Here is a 16,522-nt window from a genome sequence, read left to right as displayed (position 1 = left end):
GATTTCGCTCAGATCGATGCCGGCTTCGCGGGCCGCGCGCCGCGCCGAGGGTGTTGCGGGCTGTCGTTCGGTACTCGCCGCGAATTGCGAGTATGGCGTGATCCTGCTCCGTCGTCGGCTCGGTCTCTCGGCCGCGGGTCCGTATCCGACCAGCACGCTCGGAGACTGTGAATCACTTGGAGTCGGTGAATCTGCAGGCTCCTCGATACGGATGATCGGAGTACCCACCGGAACGGTAGTGCCGGGTTCGACGAGGAGTTCTCTGACAACGCCGACGTAGGGCGACGGCAGTTCGACAAGAGCTTTGGCTGTCTCTACCTGGGCGAGAACTTGATTGAGTTCCACCGTGTCACCGACGCCGACCGTCCACTCGACCAGATCGGCGGACGTCAGGCCCTCGCCGAGATCCGGCAACCGGAATTCGTGCCCTGTACTCATGCTGCCAGCGTCCGGTCGAGTGCTGCGAGGATCCGGTCGGCGTCCGGAAGGTGAAATCGCTCGAGCTTGGCGGGCGGGTAGGGGATGTCGAATCCGGTGACCCGCAGGATCGGTGACTCCAGCTGATAGAAGCAGTGTTCCGCGACGTGTGCTGCGATTTCGGCGCCGACGCCGAGAAACTTCTGCGCCTCGTGGACGACGACCAGCCGTCCTGTCTTGTTCACCGACGCCTCGATCGTGTCGAAGTCGATGGGGGAGAGTGAACGCAGATCCACGACCTCCAGATCGTGGCCTTCTTCTTCGGCGATCCGCGCGGCGTCGAGCGCGGTGGCGACCATGGATCCGTACGCAACCACTGTCGCGTCGTCTCCAGGGCGAGCGACGCGGGCACGGTGGAGCGGAAGCTCGGGCGCGGCATCGGTATTCACGTCGGCGGTATCCCAGTAGCGCCGTTTGGGTTCGAGGAATATCACCGGGTCGTCGGCCGCAATGGATTGGCGGATCATGTGAAAACCGTCGATCGGATTGCTCGGGTACACCACCCGCAGTCCCGCGGTGTGAGCGAAGTACGCTTCCGGCGACTCCGAATGATGTTCCACCGCACCGATTCCGCCGCCACTGGGAATCCGAATCGTCAGTGGCGCAGACGCAGCGCCTCGGGTGCGGTACTGGATCTTGGCCACCTGCGAGACGATCTGATCGAAAGCCGGGTAGACGAAACCGTCGAACTGGATCTCGCAGACAGGACGATATCCGCGCAAGGCAAGCCCGAAAGCTGTTCCCACGATCCCTGATTCGGCGAGGGGCATGTCGATCACCCGAGTGTCGCCGAAGTCCTTCTGCAGGGCGTCGGTAACCCGGAATACGCCGCCGAGACGGCCGACGTCCTCGCCCATGATGACAACGCGACGATCGTCTTCGAGTGCGCGTCGAAGGCCGGTGTTGAGCGCGGTCACCAGATTCATGACGGTCATGACGAAGCCCCTTCCAGGCTGCCCAGATACGCGCGATGCTCTTCGCGTTCAGCGTCGATCAGTGGGTGTGCCTCGGCGTAGACGTGATCGAAGAGCGCTGACGGGGGCGGATCGGCGAGCGCGATGGTTGCGCGTCGCAGTCCAGCGGCGATGTCGTCGGCGGCTGCCGCGATGGTGCTGAGTTCGTTTTCTCCGAGAAGATCGCGACGGCCGAGGAGCAGACGCATTCGCTCGAGCGGATCGCGGCTTCTCCACTCCGACATATCCGTATCGGTGCGGTACCTGCTCGGATCGTCGGAGGTCGTGTGCGGGCCCATCCGGCAGGTGATCGCCTCGATGAACGTCGGGCCGCTGCCTTCGCGTGCGCGATTGAGCGCCGAGCGCGTCACGGCGAGCACGGCAAGGACGTCGTTACCGTCGACGCGGATGGCCGGAATACCGTAACCGATCGCCCGATGCGAGATGGGTGTACGGGACTGCAGGGATACCGGTTCACTGATGGCCCACTGGTTGTTCTGGCAGAAGAAGACAACGCCGACACGGAAACTGGCGGCAAATCCCATCGCCTCGGCGATGTCACCCTGACTTGTTGCGCCGTCACCGAAGTAGGCGATCGTTGCGATCTCGGCGCCGTCCAGGTGGGCGCCGAGCGCATATCCGGTGGCGTGCAGACCTTGGGAGCCGACGACGATCGCCGGGTTGGTGACGCTGAATTGTTTTGGATCCCAACCGGAATGGGAGATTCCGCGCCACATGGTGGTCAGCAATTCGGGGGGAACTCCGCGGCAGTACGCGACGGCATGTTCGCGATAGCTGGTGAACGCGAAGTCGCCTGGGGCGAGCGCTCTCGCGGAACCGACCTGGGCGGCTTCTTGGCCTAGCATCGGAGCCCACAACCCGATTTCGCCTTGACGCTGCAGGGCAACAGCTTCGGTGTCGATGCGGCGACTCACGACGAGATCGCGATACAACGACAGCAGTTCGTCAGGCCCGATGTCCGTTATCAGGCGGTCGAATTCGGGACGGCACACCCGTGCGCCGTTCGGTTGGATGAGTTGGACCGGATAATCGAGGTTGTCGACCATCTTCGCTCACCTCGGTTTCTGCTCATGCCCGGCGCGCCTCGTGAGTACGCCGCACAATCCCGATGTGTCGTATGCAGTTGTCGCTCTACCATCAGGATCCCCCTGATTGGGAAATCCGCAAGTATTTTCACTGCCGTATCAAGACCTGAACTGCGAACTGGCGAGTAACAAACGTGTCGGTACGGCCAACCGATCGGACTTCAACCGCTAGCATCGGTGCGGTGACTGCAGTCGGTTTGAACGAAGAAGCTGTTTCCGCGTGGATCGCCGAACTGGGGGTCGGCGCCACGACACCACTGACTTTCGAGAGGATCGGTAACGGGCAATCGAACCTGACCTACTCCGTGACGGATGCGGGCGGAGGACGGTGGGTACTGCGCAGACCTCCACTCGGCACGTTGTTGGCGTCCGCGCACGACGTCGTTCGCGAGCACCGCATCCTGTCCTCGCTCCAGGGAACCAAAGTGCCGGTTCCGAAGATCCTCGGCATCACGGAAGATCCGGAGATCACGGACGCTCCGCTGGTCCTCATGAGCTACATCGACGGCGTTGTGATCGACGGCGTTCCGGTGGCTCAGAAGTTGACCGAGGACGAGCGTCGCGCGGTCGGCTTGGCGATGCCCCAAACCCTCGCAAGCATCCACGGAGTTGACCTGGAAGAGACCGGGCTGGACGACCTGGCCAGCCGCAAGCCCTTTGCCGAGCGTCAGCTCAAGCGGTGGTCGGCGCAGTGGGAGAAGTCGAAGACCCGCGATGTTCCGGATGTCGACCGATTGGCCGAGATTCTGCACCGAAACATTCCGGAACAGAACGAAGTGACGTTGGTTCACGGCGACTTCCACCTCAACAACGTCATCACCGATCCGGCCGAGGGGCGCATCGTTGCCGTCGTCGACTGGGAGCTGTGCACGTTGGGGGAGCCGCTCGCGGATCTCGGCGCGCTACTCGCGTACTGGCCGGAAGCCGGTGACAAGGTTGCCGGCCCGTTCATGGCGTCCACGCTGGAAGGCTTCCCGAACCGTGACGAGTTGGTCGCTGCCTACGTCGAGGCGACCGGCCGCGACGTGTCAGCGGTCGGATATTGGCACGTGCTCGCTCTGTGGAAGCTCTCGATCATCGCCGAGGGCGTGCTGCGACGCATTCTCGACGATCCGCGCAACAAGGCCGAGCACGGCGGCCCGACGGTCGCGCTGATCGACGGAATCGTTGCACGGGCCGTCTTGACGGCAGATCAGCTCGGTCTGAGCTAGTTTTCGGTCAAGGTCCCGGCTGCCGATCTGATGGCCGCCGGGATCTCCACCGGCTTACGGGTGTCGGCGTCGACGTAGACGTGCACGAAGCGCCCGGTCGCGGCAGGTTCCCAATGGCCGCTTTCGACCTCGTGGAATATCGCCAGCGCGTAGACGATGCTCTTGGTGCCCAGCTTCTCGACGGAGATACCCACCTGCAACTGCTCGGGGAACGACAGTTCGCTCAGGTACCGGCACGACGTCTCGGCGACGACGCCGATGGCAGGCAGGGTGCGGATGTCGGTTCCAGTGGAAGACATCAGCCAGGCGTTGACCGCGGTGTCGAAGTACGAGTAGTAGGTCACGTTGTTGACGTGGCCGTAGTGATCGTTGTCGTCCCACCGCGTCGGGACGGGCCAGAGAACGGGAAACCCGCTGATCGACGGGGGCGTCTGCGCTGTGCTCACGGCTTCGACTGTAGTGAGGACTTTCGCGCGAGTGAGGGCAGGGTGGTGCCCTGTAGGACGGCGCGCACGATCAGCCCCACCAACAGTGCCCAGAATGCCGAACCGATTCCCAGGATACTGACCCCGGATGCGGCGATCAGAAACGTGACCACGGCGCCTTCACGTTCACTGGCCTCGCTCAGCGCCGACGTGAGGGCGCCGGCAAGCGTTGCCAGGAGCGCCAGTCCGGCAACAGTTTCCACGACTCCGGCCGGTGCGGCGGCTACCAGAGCGGCCACCGCGGCCGCGCCGGCAGCGAGAACGAGATACGCCCAGCCTGCGGTGAAGGCAGCGATCCATCGACGTTTGGGATCCGGATGTGCGGTGGGGGCGGCGGCCAGGGCTGCGCTGATCGCCGCGAGGTTGATCGCATGGCCACCGGCCGGAGCGCCGACGATGGTGCCGATACCCGTCACGATCATCGACGGTCGCCAGGGAACGGTGTATCCGAACGAATTCATCACCGCCACACCGGGAATGTTCTGCGAAGCCATCGTGACGATGTAGAGGGGAATCGCAATGCCGATCATTGCCTGCCAGGTCCACGACGGCGCGGTGAGATCGATGCGGGGAATCATGGCGCCGGCGTCGAGCACTCGATCCGACGTGACGAGGCTGATCCCGATCACGACCGCGGCTGTGAGAAACGCGAGCGGAACCGCCCATCGCTTGGAGAAGCGCTGCGCGGCAAGCCAAACCAGGATGACGGGCGCGACCGCTGCGGGGGCGTCCCGGACGGCGATGATCGGCGCCAGGCACAACGGCATCAGAACCCCGGCGAGCATCGCCTGCGCGAGGGGCGTCGGGATTGCCGAGATGATCCTTCCGAGCGTCGGCCACAGTCCGGTCAGCACAATCGCGATTCCGACGACGATGAATGCTCCGACCGCGGCCGGCCACCCACCCTCGACCGCTCCGGCGCCGGCGAGCAGAGCGGCACCGGGCGTCGACCAGGCCAGGGTGATCGGCATCCGATACCGGCGTGAGAGCCAGAGCATTCCCAACGCTTGGGTCACACACAGAACCAGCAGTCCGGACGCCGCCTCGGTCGCATCCGCACCGACAGCGGCGAGGCCGGTGAGCACCACCGCGAACGAACTGGTGAAGCCGACGAGGGCCGTGACGATGCCTGCGCTCATCGGTTGCGAGTTGCTGCGAACGGCTTCCGGTTCGGTGGTATCTGTGGAGTCCGACATGGTCAGTGATTCTGCCCGACCCGCCCCCGACCCGATTTACCTGTCCGGTCGGATGGGTGAGGTGACCGCTTTGCCGTAGATGAGGTGCGTTTGGGCGTGCCAGACCTCGGGATGTGCGGCTAGGTGGTCGATCAATACCCGTTGTAGATGAGCGCTGTCACGGACCGCGACGTGGAGGAAGAAGTCCTCGGGCCCCGAGACGTTGAAGAGCGCAAGCGTTTCCGGTAGCGCTAGCGCGTCGGCGGTGAACCGGTCGACGAGGTCGCGGCGGTGTGGTCGCAATTGAACGGCGATGATCGCCTGCATCGACCGGCCAACGGCTGCCGGATCGACAACCGCATGGATGCCGCTGATCGTTCCGTTGGCGCGTAGGCGTCGTACGCGCTCGTGGCACGAGGACGTCGCCAAGCCGACTCGATCGGCCAACACCTTGTTGGTGATCGACGCGTCGTTCTGCAATTCGGCCAAAATCTTCCAGTCCACCGGATCCAGAGGCTCATTCTTCGTCATCTGCCGAACTATATCCGGAGTCGTTTTGAACTTCCCGGATCCAGTTGCACACTCCTGGCATGAACATGTGTCTCGAATCAGCTCGGGTGTGAGGTATTTCGGATGAGTGTCGGTCAATGGCTCGCTTTCGGCTCCCTGCTATCCATCGTCCTGTTCACGCCGGGACCGGATTTTGTCCTGATCCTGCGTCATTCTCTGGCAGATCGTCGGACCGGCGCGGTGGTGGCCGCCGGTGTGATTTCCGGGCTCTTCGTTCACACCGCTGCCGCGTCACTTGGTCTCTCCGCACTTGTGGCAACACGGCCGCAGTTGCTCTCCGCGCTCACATACGCCGGGGCGGCATATCTGACCTGGCTCGGCATCTCCGCGATTCGAAGTGCTTTCAAGGCCCGAGCCTCGGACGAGGGAATTCCGGCAGCGAAAGAACCGATCGCGGTCACCACGGCATTTCGCTACGGCTTCCTCTCGAACCTGCTGAACCCGAAGGCGCTGTTGTTCTTTCTCGGGCTACTCCCGCAATTCATCGAGCCGGGTGAAGGCGCAGGGCTGCGCACGTTGATGTTGGCGGGCGCGACGGTGGTCGCCGCGGCACTGTGGTGGGCGATCGTGGTGGTGTTGGCAGCCGGAGCCGGCAAGAAGCTGCGTCGCCCTGGCGTCGGCAAGCGAATCGACGTGGTGACGGGAGTGTTGTTGGTGGGCCTCGGTGCCTTCTTCGGGGTTGCATGAGTGGTCGTGTCAGGATGGGCTCATGACACTTCCCGTGCTGATCGACGTCGAAGAACTGTCCGCTCTCATCGAGGCCGGCGCTGCGCCGCGATTGCTCGATGTCCGATGGGCGCTGGGTGATTCGAACGGCGAGCAGCATTTTCGCGACGGCCATATTCCCGGTGCGGTATTCGTGAACCTCGACGAGGAACTTGCCTCGCCGCCGTCGCCGGACGAGGGGAGGCATCCGCTGCCGAGTCTCGAAGACCTGCATGCCGCGGCGCGTCGTTGGGGAATCGACGACGGTGATTCGGTGGTGCTCTACGACGCCACCGGCAACACGGCCGCGGCCCGTGGTTGGTGGCTGCTGCGGTGGGCCGGGCTCTCGGACGTCCGACTGCTCGACGGCGGGCTGCAGGCCTGGGAGTCCGCAGGACTGCCGTTGGCGGCCGGTATCGGCGAGTCCGTCAGCCCGGGCAACGTGACTTTCACCGGCGGCAACATGCCGACTGTCGACATCGACGGTGTCGGCAACTGGACGAGCGAGGGCGGTGTCCTTCTCGACGCCCGAGCCGGGGAGCGGTACCGCGGCGAGGTCGAGCCGATGGATCCCGTCGCAGGGCACATCCCCGGTGCGGTGAACGCGCCGACCGCCGAGAACATCACCGGCGACGGGCGATTCCTGGATACGACCCACCTGCGTGAGCGATTCGCCGGACTGGGCGTCGGAGACAAGGTGGCGGTGTACTGCGGATCCGGAGTGACTGCAGCGCACGAGATCGCGGCGCTCGCGATCGCCGGCTACGACGCGACGCTGTTCCCGGGCTCGTGGTCACAGTGGTCCAACGACAGCACTCGCGCCGTCGACACCGGAGCCTGAGTCAGCTCTTGGTGCGATCGATGAATGACGGCACGAGAAACCACAGCGCCGTGAACATGATCGCGGCGCACGCTGCCAAAACCTTTGCGGCAACTCCGCCGACGGCGACCTCGGCGATCAACAGGACCGTGCCGGTCATGGAGGCGGCCAGAAAGGCTATGCCGCACAGGGCGAATCGGTTGGCCACGGGCAATATGTTCTCGCGGTGCCCACGGCGGAAAAGCATGCGATGCCAGACCGCGGGTGCCATCAGGAACCCGAACGAGATGGCAACAAGGATCACCGTCACCAAGTGGATGCCGCGGATGTACGCCGACGCTTCCTCGTAGCGTTCGGTGAATGCCACGGCCAGCAGGAAGGCAAACAGGATCTGCACACCAGAGAGCGCGACGCGCAGCTCTTGCAACAACTCGTTGAAGTTCCGTGCGAGTTGTTGAGGTGGAGTCTCCCCGGTCTCGTTCACGGCGACGTGGTTCCTACGCCCGTGAGTATTCCGACGCTCGCTGGATCTGCTCCGCGCTCGGACGCACGCCGGTGTAGAGCACGAACTGCTCGGCGGCCTGAAGGGCAATGACCGACGCTCCCGTGATCGCCGTCTTGCCGAGTTCGGTCGCCAACGCGATCAGTGGCGTGTTCGCAGGCATCGCGACGACGTCGAAGACGACATCGGCGGCGCGCACTGCGTGTTCGGGGAACGACAGTGCATCTGCTTCTGCGCCGCCGGACATACCGATCGGAGTGGCGTTGATCAGCACACCGGGACGAAGCTCGCCGAGTTCGGCCTGCCAGTCGAAGCCGTACTGCTTCGCGAGCGACGACCCCACTTGCTGGTTGCGGGCGATCACGGTGACGTCGGTGAATCCGGTGTCGCGCACCGCGGCGACGACTGCTTTTGCCATGCCACCGCTGCCGGCGACAGCGACGGACAGGCTCGTGTCGACGTTGTTGTCACGCAGTAGATCGGCCACCGCCTGATAGTCGGTGTTGTAGGCGTGCAGCACTCCGGACTCGTTGACGATCGTGTTGACGGAGTCGATGGCGCTGGCCGAATCATGCATGACGTCGATGTGCTCGATGACCTGTTCCTTGAACGGCATCGACACCCCACAGCCTCGAATCCCGAGTGCTCGTATGCCGGCGATCGCGGCTGGCACGTCTTCGGTGGTGAAGGCTTTGTAGACGAAGTTCAAGCCCAATTCTTCGTAGAGGTAATTGTGAAATCTGGTGCCGATGTTGCTCGGTCGCCCGGAGAGCGACATGCACAGGAGCGTGTCCTTGTTGAGGTCGACGGTCATCGTTCCCACTCTAATCGCGAGTTCGGAGTAGTTCTTGATGGAGGAGTGCACCCATCCGGATGGCCCGCAGCGCCGAATGTCGGGTATCCGATCGAAGCACCACTCGCACCGACAGAGCCGAGACGACATGGTCACACAGAACATCGACGAGCACCCGAGCACCGAATCTCGTCCACCGCGTCGTAGATGGGCTGCTCACGCGATCTCCGGGGTCTTGGCCGCGGCTGTCGTCCTGGGCGTCGGTGAACTGGTTGCGTTGCCGATCAACCCGGACGCGTCGCCCTTCTACGCGGTAGGTGCGACTACCGTCGACCGAACGCCGGCGTGGGCTCGCGAGTTCGCGATCGACACTTTCGGTACCAATGACAAGCCGGCGCTGTTCATCGGAATGTCGATCTTGATCGTTCTGCTCGGTGCGGTGGCCGGGCTCCTGGAACGGCGACGCCGCCCGATCGGCAGCGTCATTCTCGTTCTTCTGGGCGCGGTTGGTGTGTATGCGGCGATGCAGCGGCCGACTGCCGATGCGATGTACGTGTTCCCGACGCTGGTCGGTGTGGTGGCGGGCGTCGCAACCTTGCGATTGCTGATCACACAGCTGGAGGTGCCGCTCTCGCCTGGCGTCGCCGACTCGTGGTTGCCTCGTCGTCAGTTCCTTCTGCTGGCAGGTGCGGCGTTGGCAGTGGCTGCGGCAGCGGGTGCGGCCGGGAAGTTCGTGGGGCAGAGAATCGCCGGAGCAGTAGCGAATCGTGAAGATTTTGTCGTGCCCACCGCCGCTGACCCGGCGCCGCCGATTCCGGCGGGTGCGGACATCGCGATTTCGGGTGCATCGACGTACATCACGCCCAACGACGACTTCTACCGAATCGACACGGCTCTCCTCGTTCCGCAATTGACGACGGATTCGTGGGAACTGCGGATTCACGGAATGGTGGACCGGGAGATGACGTTGTCGTTCGACGATCTGGTGGCGCGAACGCCCATCGAGCGGGTCATCACGCTGACGTGTGTTTCCAACGAGGTGGGCGGCGTTCTGGCCGGAAACGCGAAGTGGATCGGTTATCCCATGAAGGACCTGCTCGACGAAGTCGGTGTCCATCCCGACGCCGACATGCTCCTCTCGACCAGCGTCGACGGCTTCACAGTCGGCACCCCGGTCGAGATAGTCACCGACGGCCGTGACGCGATTCTCGCCGTGGCGATGAACGGTGAGCCGTTGCCGTTCGAGCACGGCTATCCCGTTCGGCAGGTCGTTCCCGGTCTGTACGGTTTCGTCTCCGCCACCAAGTGGGTGACGGAGTGGGAACTCACGCGTTTCGACAAGGTCGAGGCCTATTGGACCCAGCGCGGTTGGGGCGCGCAGGCACCGATCAAGACGTCCTCGCGTATTGAGGTACCGGCAGCTTTGGCGCCGATCGAGCCGGGCCAGGTGCTGGTGGCGGGAACGGCCTGGGCTCAGCATCGCGGGATCGAGAAGGTCGAGGTTCGCGTCGACAACGGTGAATGGCAACCGGCGACGCTGGCTCAGGAGTACTCGATCGACACGTGGCGTCAATGGTCCTGGATGTGGGACGCGGGCTCAGGCTTGCACACGGTGCAGGTCAGAGCGACGGACTTGGACGGGAACGTTCAGGTGGAAGAGCGCACTCCGCCGATTCCCGGTGGCGCCACGGGATGGCACACCAGGTCGTTCACCGTGAAGTGACGTCGGAATCCGAATGAGGTTCGGTATACAGACGAACAACGCGCTGAGCCATCCATCCGGCGATCAGGGTTCGCAGGCCGAAGTCGAAGGTGTCGTCGGTTCGCAGTGGGGTCTTAGCCTCGCGCGTGACCTCGCTCGGGTTGGAGGGTTGAGTCCACGCGACATCCGGCGTCGAGAGTTTCACCACGGATCCGAGCACCAGACTGTCCAGCGTGGAGATTGCGTGACGAGTGTCGGTCGAATCGAAACCCCCGTCCGAAAATGCCTGAACCAGTGCAGTATCGATAGCAAAAGTTACCTCGGTGCGGACGCTGCGTGTCATGAGCAGCGGGATGAGGCGCCAGTGCTCGACCGCAGCTCGGCGATAGGCCCACCCCCACGCGCTGATCCGTTCGCTCCACCCTGCCGGTGGGTGGGGGACAGAGATCGACGACATCACGCGGATGCGCATGAGTTCGACGATCTCGGATCGACCCGAAATATGTGTGTAGAGCGAAGACGGAGTCACGTTCAATTGCTTGGCGATCCCGGGCATGGTGAAGTCGCCGGTCGCGTCGACAGCATCCAGAGCCGCGTCGGTGATGTTTCGCGTGGACAGTATCGGCTGGGTGGGACGCGGCATCGATTCTCCTGGTGAGGGATTCGTCAGCAATCTCGGACTTCATCGAGTGATGACAACTCCTTGATTTCGGGAGCCGATATGCATCATACTAACCGAACCCTATTCGGTATGTCGGCGGAATCTTCCGGCGATCGGTACACGTCGGAGGAACATTCAATATGTCTGTCGTATGGCTGACCGGTGCAACGATCATCGACGGGACGGGCGCCGACCCGATCGAGAACTGCGCTGTTGCTGTGGAAAACGGGCGCATCAGTGCACTCGGTGGCACGCCACTCACGGGGGCGGAGGTGCTGGACTGCACCGGGCTGACAATCACGCCCGGCCTCATCGACGCACACGTTCATCTCGGTGGATCGAGCGATCTCGCACCGAGCCTGCGGCGTCAGATCTCGGTAGCCGAGCTCGCTGCAGACATGTTCGCGACCTGCGCATCGACCCTCGACGGGGGATTCACCACTGTTCGTGACTGCGGCGGAATCGACGGTGGACTCGCCGGAGTTGTCGCCTCGGGCAAGATTCCGGGTCCGCGGATCATTCAGTGCGGCCCGATCCAGTGCCAGACCGGTGGACACGGACACCTGGCGGCCGAATGGGAGCCGACTTCGGACTGGTCCGATCATGACATCCCCGGATTACGGTGTATGTCTCTGCTTTCCGACGGTCCGCACGAAATGCGAAAGAACGTTCGCGAGACGTTCCGCAGGGGTGCGGACTTCCTCAAACTGTGTGTTACCGGGGGAGTGGTATCCACTCATGACAAGCTCACCGATACCCAGTTCACGGTCGACGAGATCGAAGTTGCCGTCGAGGAAGCCAATGCGCGCGGTACCTATGTCACGGTGCATGCCCACAACAACGAGGGAATCCGAAACGCTGTCACTGCCGGCGCGAAATGCGTCGAGCACGGCTCAGGTATCGACGACGAGACTGCCAAGTTGATGGCCGAGCACGACGTCGCGTTGGTGCCGACGTTGGCTGTGGTGCAGGCGCTCTCGGACAGCGCGGCGTCAGCAGGTCTACCCGAATCGATTTCGGCTCGGATCGGCCAGATGATGCAGGGTCAGATCGACGGGCTTCTTGCTGCTCGAAATGCCGGCGTCAGAGTGGGATTGGGATCGGACCTCATCGGTACCGATCAAACGGGCCGGGGAATGGAGCTAGTCCTGCGCGCCAAGGTCGAAACACCCATGGACGCATTGGTTTCCGCTACCCGGATCAACGCCGACATTCTCGGTATCGCCGACGAGGTCGGCACCATCGAAGTCGGCAAGTTCGCCGACCTCGTTGCCTTCCGCGGCAATCCGTTGACGGATCCCTCGATCTTTGCCGATCGTGAGCGGATCGCACTCGTCATCCAGAGTGGGCGAGTGGTGAAGGACGGCCGGTAGCTCAACAGCGAGTGGCGAGGTCCGTCAGGGCCGAATGATCAGCTCGGCTGACTGGTAAGCCATAGGAAATCGCGACGGTCAAGTACTTGCCGGCGTAAAAGCATCGGTACGCAGGATCGGGCGGCAACCACTCACTGGGCGTGCTGTCGCCTTTCGACTGGTTGTCGGGGCCGTTGACGGCCAACAGGTTCAGAGACATGTCGTTCGCGAACCTCATCCGCAACGCAGGAGTCCAGGAGTTCGCGCCGAAGTCCCAGGCCGCGGCGAGCGGGAAGACGTGGTCGATCTGGACGGACTTGGCCTGGCTGCGTTCGAATTCGATGCGATCTCCGGAGTACGGGTCGGTCATCGCGCCCGACAGTACGACGCAGTCACGTGTTCCTGGTTTGAACACCACGTCCGAGAGATCTTGGGCCAGAACGTTGTTGCGGGTATCGCACCCGTCGTGGCCACCTGGAGCGTCCTGGTCGTCGGACCAAGCGGGGCCGAAGACGCAGGCCTGGCCGTTACCGCAGCCGCGCTGGTATCCACCCGGATGTGGTCGGGTGTCGACAATCGCTGTCCGGGACAGCAACTCTTCCAGTTCCGATCGCGTGGGGCTGCCAGGGGCCGACTCGAGACGCTCGTCCCCGAACCATCCGCAGGACGCGACGAGACATACGAGCACGAGCGTCGACAGGATCGCAGATAACCGTGCAACCACCTGTGCCCCCGTCCGTCGTAGACGGTGATTCAACGCCGCCCGTCGTAGACCGTGATTGAACCATCGCGGGCCGACAGGAATCAGCCGAACTCGATCACCACTTTGCCGGCGGCATGGCCGTCTTCGACTGCAGCGAGCGCTTCCCCAGCGCGGGAGAATGGGTACCGCCCGGACACGGACGGGTCGAGGATCCCGTCGGCCACGAGCGCCGCGATCTCCGTGAATACTGCTGTAGTTCTTCGGCGTTCGACACCACCGCCGCCGAGTCGGCTCGCCGCCAGAGGATCGGCGATGCTCAGGATCGGTGCGTCCGGTCGGGCGAGCTCAGCGCCGCGAGTGAGAGTGTCCCCGCCGACCAGGTCGAAAACCGCGTCCACTCCGACTGGGGACAACGCGGACACGTCGTCTGCGAAGCCGTCCCCCGACGCAACCCAACGTGCTCCCGCTTCCTCGATCGCGGTTCTCTTGGACTCGCTCGCGACACCGATCACGTTGATACTCCGCGCCAGTGCAAGCGCGATCGTGCTGCGACCAACGCCGCCGCCGGCGCCGAGCAGCAGGAGTGTCGCCCCGGGTTTCAGACCGAGATCGTGGAGTGCGTCGTAGGCCGTTCCTGCCGCAACCGTCAGCACTGCGGCATCGGCCCAGGACACGGTGGGCGGTTTGTGTGCTGTCGAGGAGACGTTGAGCAATGTCGACGCGGCGTAGCCGCCGAAGCCGGTCGCGGTAGCGCCGAACACTTCGTCGCCGACCTCGAACTCGGTGACCCGCGGACCTACTCCGATGACAACACCGGATACTTCGCGGCCCAGAACCGCAGGCAGCGTCACCGGGACAGTGTCTTTTCGAGTACCCGCACGAACTTTCCAGTCAGCTGGGTTGACACCCGCCGCGCGGACCGAGACCAGCAGTTGGCCGGCACCGGGCGGGGGCAAGGTGACGTCGAAGTAGGACTGTGTGTCCGGTCCGCCGTACTCGGTGAAGCCGTATGCCAAAGTCACCCATATAGAACTACCATGTGACCAGGGCATTCGCAACGATTGGAAGGTACCAGCCATGGCGTCGATTGATGGAGCAGTCATCTACTGTCGCGTGTCCAGTGACCAGTCTGGCCGTGCGCGGTCGGTATCGGAGCAGGAAGCCGATTGCAAGCGCACGTGTGAGGCCGAAGGGTGGCCGCTGATAGAAGTTGTGCGCGACAATGACGTAGGCGCGTCTCGTTACTCCCAGGGCATTCGTCCGGGCTTTCTGCGTCTGCGGGAACTGCTGCAGCGCGGTGTGGTCTTGGTGTCCTGGGAGTCGTCCCGGATCACGCGCAAGCTCGGTGAGTTCGCAGAGCTACGGGATTTCTGCGCAGACCTCGGCGTGCAGTGGTTCGTCGGCGGGCGGTTGTACGACTTGAACGAGCCGAACGATAACTACATGCTCGGTATCGCGGCTCAGAATGCCGAACTAGAGGTAGCGCTGTCGCGCAAGCGAATCATGCGGGCGAAGGATCGGACCGCTGCCACAGGGACACACAACGGGTGGATGCCCTTCGGATATGTGCGCGGCCCCGATGGTTGGACTGTGGACCCGGAAGCCGCGCCGATCGTCCAAGAGGCGGTGCGCCGACTGCTGGCGGGTGATTCACTGCGAAGCCTGGCAAGAGAGTTCGCAGAGCGCGGAGTGCCCGCGCCTAGTCGTGGTGTCGGCAGGCAGGGGAGTGGTTGGGCGAAGATCGGCGGCAAGGGCTTACGTTCGATGGTCCTGAGTCCGACCTATGCCGGAATCCACGTGCGTCGGCGTCACGACAAGCAAACCGGCGAACGGGTCGAGGTCTCACGCACACAGGGCGATTGGGAAGCGCTGATAACCGAAGGCGAACATGCTCGACTGGTTGCCATGCTCACCGATCCCTCACGTTCTCGCACCTGGGGAAGCCAAGTAACGCACCTACTTTCGGGCATAGCTACCTGTGAGGTGTGCGGCAAGGGAGTCAAGCACTCCAATATGAAGTCAGACCTTCGGCCTCGATACCGTTGCCCGGACAGTCACGTGAAGCGCGCTGCAGACGAGCTGGATAAGCATGTGGAATCGGCTGTAGTGGAGTTCTTTTCGGATCACGTGCGGGCTGCCGCTGCTATGTATGGGGATGACGAAGCGGCCAGAAAAGCTGCCGAATTGGCCCGCGAGCTAAGACAGCAACTCGACGCTGAAATTCTGGAGCTGACCAATGCCGACATCTCGGCCTCCACAAGGGCGCGCATGGCAGAGCAGATGGAACGGTCATTGCTGCCGAAGATCGAAGCCGCCGAAGCCAAAGCCCGCCAGGTCGGTAATCCGGTATTGCAGAAATTCGCTAATGGAAACACTAAAGAGATATGGGAATCGCTTTCCATTCTCGATAAAAGAGAAGTCGTGAGGGAATGCCTCAAAGTGACCATTCTGAGAGTAAAAGTGCGCAATCCGCGTAGAGTGTTCGACCCCGACACTGTGGAAATATCGGCAAGAAAAACAATTCCGATAGACGCCGATTGGTGGACGAAAGAATAGTAGGTCGATCCATTCTTTTGCCATTCCTGGCGCGAATCTTGACTCACTTTAGCGGTGCCTCGGCGGGCCGATTCTCGTCGTCCGGTGGCAGATTCTCGTTTGGACCCTGTTTCGGGCCACATGCACGCCGTCAATAACGCTCTGAACTGCGGTTATGCAAAGTAGTTGAAGATTTCAACTTAGAGGGAGAAGCGATCGGAGGCAGGGTCAGGGAGTGCCTGACAGCGATAGGCAAATGGATGACCCCCCTACCCATGCCGGACGGGCACCATTCTTTTGGGTACGGTCCTACCGAATTCACTAAAGAGAGAATTGATGTAGAGTCGTGGATATCCAAAGGAATTAATCGCGTTAGTGCGGTGTTATCCGAATGGATATCGTCACCTACTGGAAGGGGTGAACACAGTGACAACTACAGCGATAAGCGACTGGAGCGCGTTGGTACGGCAGGAATTGCCACTGGGAGCCACAGTGCGCAAGGCTGGTTGGTTGGCACTTCGAGCTTGCATAGGCTTGACGGTGGTCAGCTTCGCTCTCACTGCAGGTCTCGTGCTGGCTGTGCTGGTCGTCGTCGGCAGCTTGGTGCGCAATGGTCCAGCGATCGTAGGCAATGGAGTGCAGTGTGACGTGAGGAAGCTTCGAACGAGAGACATGAGTTGCAGTCATGCATGGTCAGCATTGGGCAACGTGCTGATGGCAGTGCATCGTTGGGTGGTAGGTAGCAGCAAGGCATAGCATGCAGTGTCATGGT

General features: G+C 62.7%; 17 protein-coding genes. 6 read left to right on the top strand and 11 right to left on the bottom strand.

Going from position 1 to position 16,522, the window contains the following annotated elements; translation table 11 throughout:
- From RWT78_RS20705 to pdhA, 3 genes are all read right to left on the bottom strand, one after another.
- A partial coding sequence (locus tag RWT78_RS20705) for a biotin/lipoyl-containing protein (protein ID WP_314677790.1) occupies window positions 1-438 on the bottom strand: 438 nt, incomplete at its 3' end.
- A complete protein-coding gene (locus RWT78_RS20700) occupies window positions 435-1,412 on the bottom strand; it encodes an alpha-ketoacid dehydrogenase subunit beta (protein WP_314677788.1) in 978 nt (325 codons plus the stop codon). The genes RWT78_RS20705 and RWT78_RS20700, both read right to left, overlap by 4 nt.
- Window positions 1,409-2,497, bottom strand: coding sequence for a pyruvate dehydrogenase (acetyl-transferring) E1 component subunit alpha (gene pdhA, locus RWT78_RS20695; protein ID WP_314677786.1), 1,089 nt, complete (start codon window positions 2,495-2,497; stop codon window positions 1,409-1,411). The genes RWT78_RS20700 and pdhA overlap by 4 nt, the downstream gene beginning before the upstream one ends.
- A 221-nt stretch (window positions 2,498-2,718) precedes the next feature.
- Here pdhA and RWT78_RS20690 point away from each other — a divergent pair, with 221 nt between their 5' ends.
- Window positions 2,719-3,747, top strand: coding sequence for a phosphotransferase family protein (locus RWT78_RS20690; protein WP_314677784.1), 1,029 nt, complete (start codon window positions 2,719-2,721; stop codon window positions 3,745-3,747).
- On the opposite strand, the gene RWT78_RS20685 is transcribed toward RWT78_RS20690, so the two are convergent.
- Genes RWT78_RS20685 through RWT78_RS20675 form a run of 3 tightly spaced genes read right to left on the bottom strand, consistent with a single transcriptional unit; the run spans window position 3,744 to window position 5,938 of the window.
- A complete protein-coding gene (locus RWT78_RS20685) occupies window positions 3,744-4,193 on the bottom strand; it encodes a thioesterase family protein (RefSeq protein WP_030536838.1) in 450 nt (149 codons plus the stop codon). The two genes, RWT78_RS20690 and RWT78_RS20685, sit on opposite strands and share 4 nt — an antisense overlap.
- Window positions 4,190-5,428 (bottom strand): benzoate/H(+) symporter BenE family transporter, encoded by a 1,239-nt coding sequence (locus tag RWT78_RS20680; protein WP_314677780.1) that lies wholly within the window; start codon window positions 5,426-5,428, stop codon window positions 4,190-4,192. Before RWT78_RS20680 ends, RWT78_RS20685 begins: the two co-directional genes overlap by 4 nt.
- A 36-nt stretch (window positions 5,429-5,464) precedes the next feature.
- Window positions 5,465-5,938 carry an Lrp/AsnC family transcriptional regulator gene (locus RWT78_RS20675; RefSeq protein ID WP_003941284.1) on the bottom strand — a complete coding sequence of 158 codons (474 nt, stop codon included), beginning with the start codon at window positions 5,936-5,938 and terminating at the stop codon, window positions 5,465-5,467.
- Window positions 5,939-6,040: 102 nt separating this feature from the next.
- On the opposite strand from RWT78_RS20675, the gene RWT78_RS20670 reads away from it, so the two are divergent.
- Entirely contained in the window at window positions 6,041-6,664 is a 624-nt protein-coding gene (locus tag RWT78_RS20670; RefSeq protein WP_003941342.1) for a LysE family translocator, read from the top strand.
- Window positions 6,665-6,686: 22 nt separating this feature from the next.
- Complete coding sequence (locus RWT78_RS20665) at window positions 6,687-7,523, top strand: sulfurtransferase (protein WP_314677777.1); 837 nt, start codon at window positions 6,687-6,689, stop codon at window positions 7,521-7,523.
- A gap of 1 nt (window position 7,524) precedes the next feature.
- Here RWT78_RS20665 and RWT78_RS20660 read toward each other — a convergent pair whose 3' ends face one another.
- Both RWT78_RS20660 and RWT78_RS20655 read right to left on the bottom strand, forming a co-directional pair.
- A complete protein-coding gene (locus RWT78_RS20660; RefSeq protein WP_003941357.1) occupies window positions 7,525-7,986 on the bottom strand; it encodes a DUF6328 family protein in 462 nt (153 codons plus the stop codon).
- A gap of 13 nt (window positions 7,987-7,999) precedes the next feature.
- Window positions 8,000-8,818 (bottom strand): shikimate 5-dehydrogenase, encoded by an 819-nt coding sequence (locus RWT78_RS20655; RefSeq protein ID WP_314677775.1) that lies wholly within the window; start codon window positions 8,816-8,818, stop codon window positions 8,000-8,002.
- Window positions 8,819-8,945: 127 nt separating this feature from the next.
- Between RWT78_RS20655 and RWT78_RS20650 the strand changes: the two genes are divergently transcribed.
- Complete coding sequence (locus RWT78_RS20650; protein WP_314677774.1) at window positions 8,946-10,520, top strand: molybdopterin-dependent oxidoreductase; 1,575 nt, start codon at window positions 8,946-8,948, stop codon at window positions 10,518-10,520.
- Here RWT78_RS20650 and RWT78_RS20645 read toward each other — a convergent pair.
- Window positions 10,507-11,142 carry a TetR/AcrR family transcriptional regulator C-terminal domain-containing protein gene (locus RWT78_RS20645; RefSeq protein WP_261254415.1) on the bottom strand — a complete coding sequence of 212 codons (636 nt, stop codon included), beginning with the start codon at window positions 11,140-11,142 and terminating at the stop codon, window positions 10,507-10,509. The genes RWT78_RS20650 and RWT78_RS20645 overlap by 14 nt on opposite strands.
- Before the next feature lie 158 nt (window positions 11,143-11,300).
- Between RWT78_RS20645 and RWT78_RS20640 the strand changes: the two genes are divergently transcribed.
- Window positions 11,301-12,533 carry an amidohydrolase family protein gene (locus tag RWT78_RS20640; RefSeq protein WP_314677769.1) on the top strand — a complete coding sequence of 411 codons (1,233 nt, stop codon included), beginning with the start codon at window positions 11,301-11,303 and terminating at the stop codon, window positions 12,531-12,533.
- 1 nt (window position 12,534) lies between these two features.
- Here the strand turns inward: RWT78_RS20640 and RWT78_RS20635 are convergent, their stop codons facing one another.
- Both RWT78_RS20635 and RWT78_RS20630 read right to left on the bottom strand, forming a co-directional pair.
- Window positions 12,535-13,236 (bottom strand): HNH endonuclease family protein, encoded by a 702-nt coding sequence (locus tag RWT78_RS20635; protein ID WP_003941291.1) that lies wholly within the window; start codon window positions 13,234-13,236, stop codon window positions 12,535-12,537.
- A gap of 80 nt (window positions 13,237-13,316) precedes the next feature.
- Window positions 13,317-14,267 carry an NADP-dependent oxidoreductase gene (locus RWT78_RS20630; RefSeq protein ID WP_314677764.1) on the bottom strand — a complete coding sequence of 317 codons (951 nt, stop codon included), beginning with the start codon at window positions 14,265-14,267 and terminating at the stop codon, window positions 13,317-13,319.
- Window positions 14,268-14,292: 25 nt separating this feature from the next.
- On the opposite strand from RWT78_RS20630, the gene RWT78_RS20625 reads away from it, so the two are divergent.
- Window positions 14,293-15,771 (top strand): recombinase family protein, encoded by a 1,479-nt coding sequence (locus RWT78_RS20625; RefSeq protein WP_314677760.1) that lies wholly within the window; start codon window positions 14,293-14,295, stop codon window positions 15,769-15,771.
- Window positions 15,772-16,522: the final 751 nt, after the last annotated feature.

The sequence above is a fragment of the uncultured Rhodococcus sp. genome, assembly GCF_963525155.1.
Taxonomy (GTDB): Bacteria; Actinomycetota; Actinomycetes; order Mycobacteriales; family Mycobacteriaceae; genus Rhodococcus_F; species Rhodococcus_F qingshengii.
Note: the sequence above shows the minus strand (reverse complement) of the source record. Positions and strands in the feature narration are given on the sequence as shown.

What these genes read in the sequence shown, in the direction of transcription:
- RWT78_RS20700 (WP_314677788.1), bottom strand. Translation starts at nt 1,412, where the DNA reads ATGACCGTCATGAATCTGGTGACCGCGCTCAACACCGGCCTTCGACGC.
- pdhA (WP_314677786.1), bottom strand. Translation starts at nt 2,497, where the DNA reads ATGGTCGACAACCTCGATTATCCGGTCCAACTCATCCAACCGAACGGC.
- RWT78_RS20680 (WP_314677780.1), bottom strand. Translation starts at nt 5,428, where the DNA reads ATGTCGGACTCCACAGATACCACCGAACCGGAAGCCGTTCGCAGCAAC.
- RWT78_RS20675 (WP_003941284.1), bottom strand. Translation starts at nt 5,938, where the DNA reads ATGACGAAGAATGAGCCTCTGGATCCGGTGGACTGGAAGATTTTGGCC.
- RWT78_RS20670 (WP_003941342.1), top strand. Translation starts at nt 6,041, where the DNA reads ATGAGTGTCGGTCAATGGCTCGCTTTCGGCTCCCTGCTATCCATCGTC.
- RWT78_RS20665 (WP_314677777.1), top strand. Translation starts at nt 6,687, where the DNA reads ATGACACTTCCCGTGCTGATCGACGTCGAAGAACTGTCCGCTCTCATC.
- RWT78_RS20655 (WP_314677775.1), bottom strand. Translation starts at nt 8,818, where the DNA reads ATGACCGTCGACCTCAACAAGGACACGCTCCTGTGCATGTCGCTCTCC.
- RWT78_RS20650 (WP_314677774.1), top strand. Translation starts at nt 8,946, where the DNA reads ATGGTCACACAGAACATCGACGAGCACCCGAGCACCGAATCTCGTCCA.
- RWT78_RS20645 (WP_261254415.1), bottom strand. Translation starts at nt 11,142, where the DNA reads ATGCCGCGTCCCACCCAGCCGATACTGTCCACGCGAAACATCACCGAC.
- RWT78_RS20640 (WP_314677769.1), top strand. Translation starts at nt 11,301, where the DNA reads ATGTCTGTCGTATGGCTGACCGGTGCAACGATCATCGACGGGACGGGC.
- RWT78_RS20630 (WP_314677764.1), bottom strand. Translation starts at nt 14,267, where the DNA reads ATGCCCTGGTCACATGGTAGTTCTATATGGGTGACTTTGGCATACGGC.
- RWT78_RS20625 (WP_314677760.1), top strand. Translation starts at nt 14,293, where the DNA reads ATGGCGTCGATTGATGGAGCAGTCATCTACTGTCGCGTGTCCAGTGAC.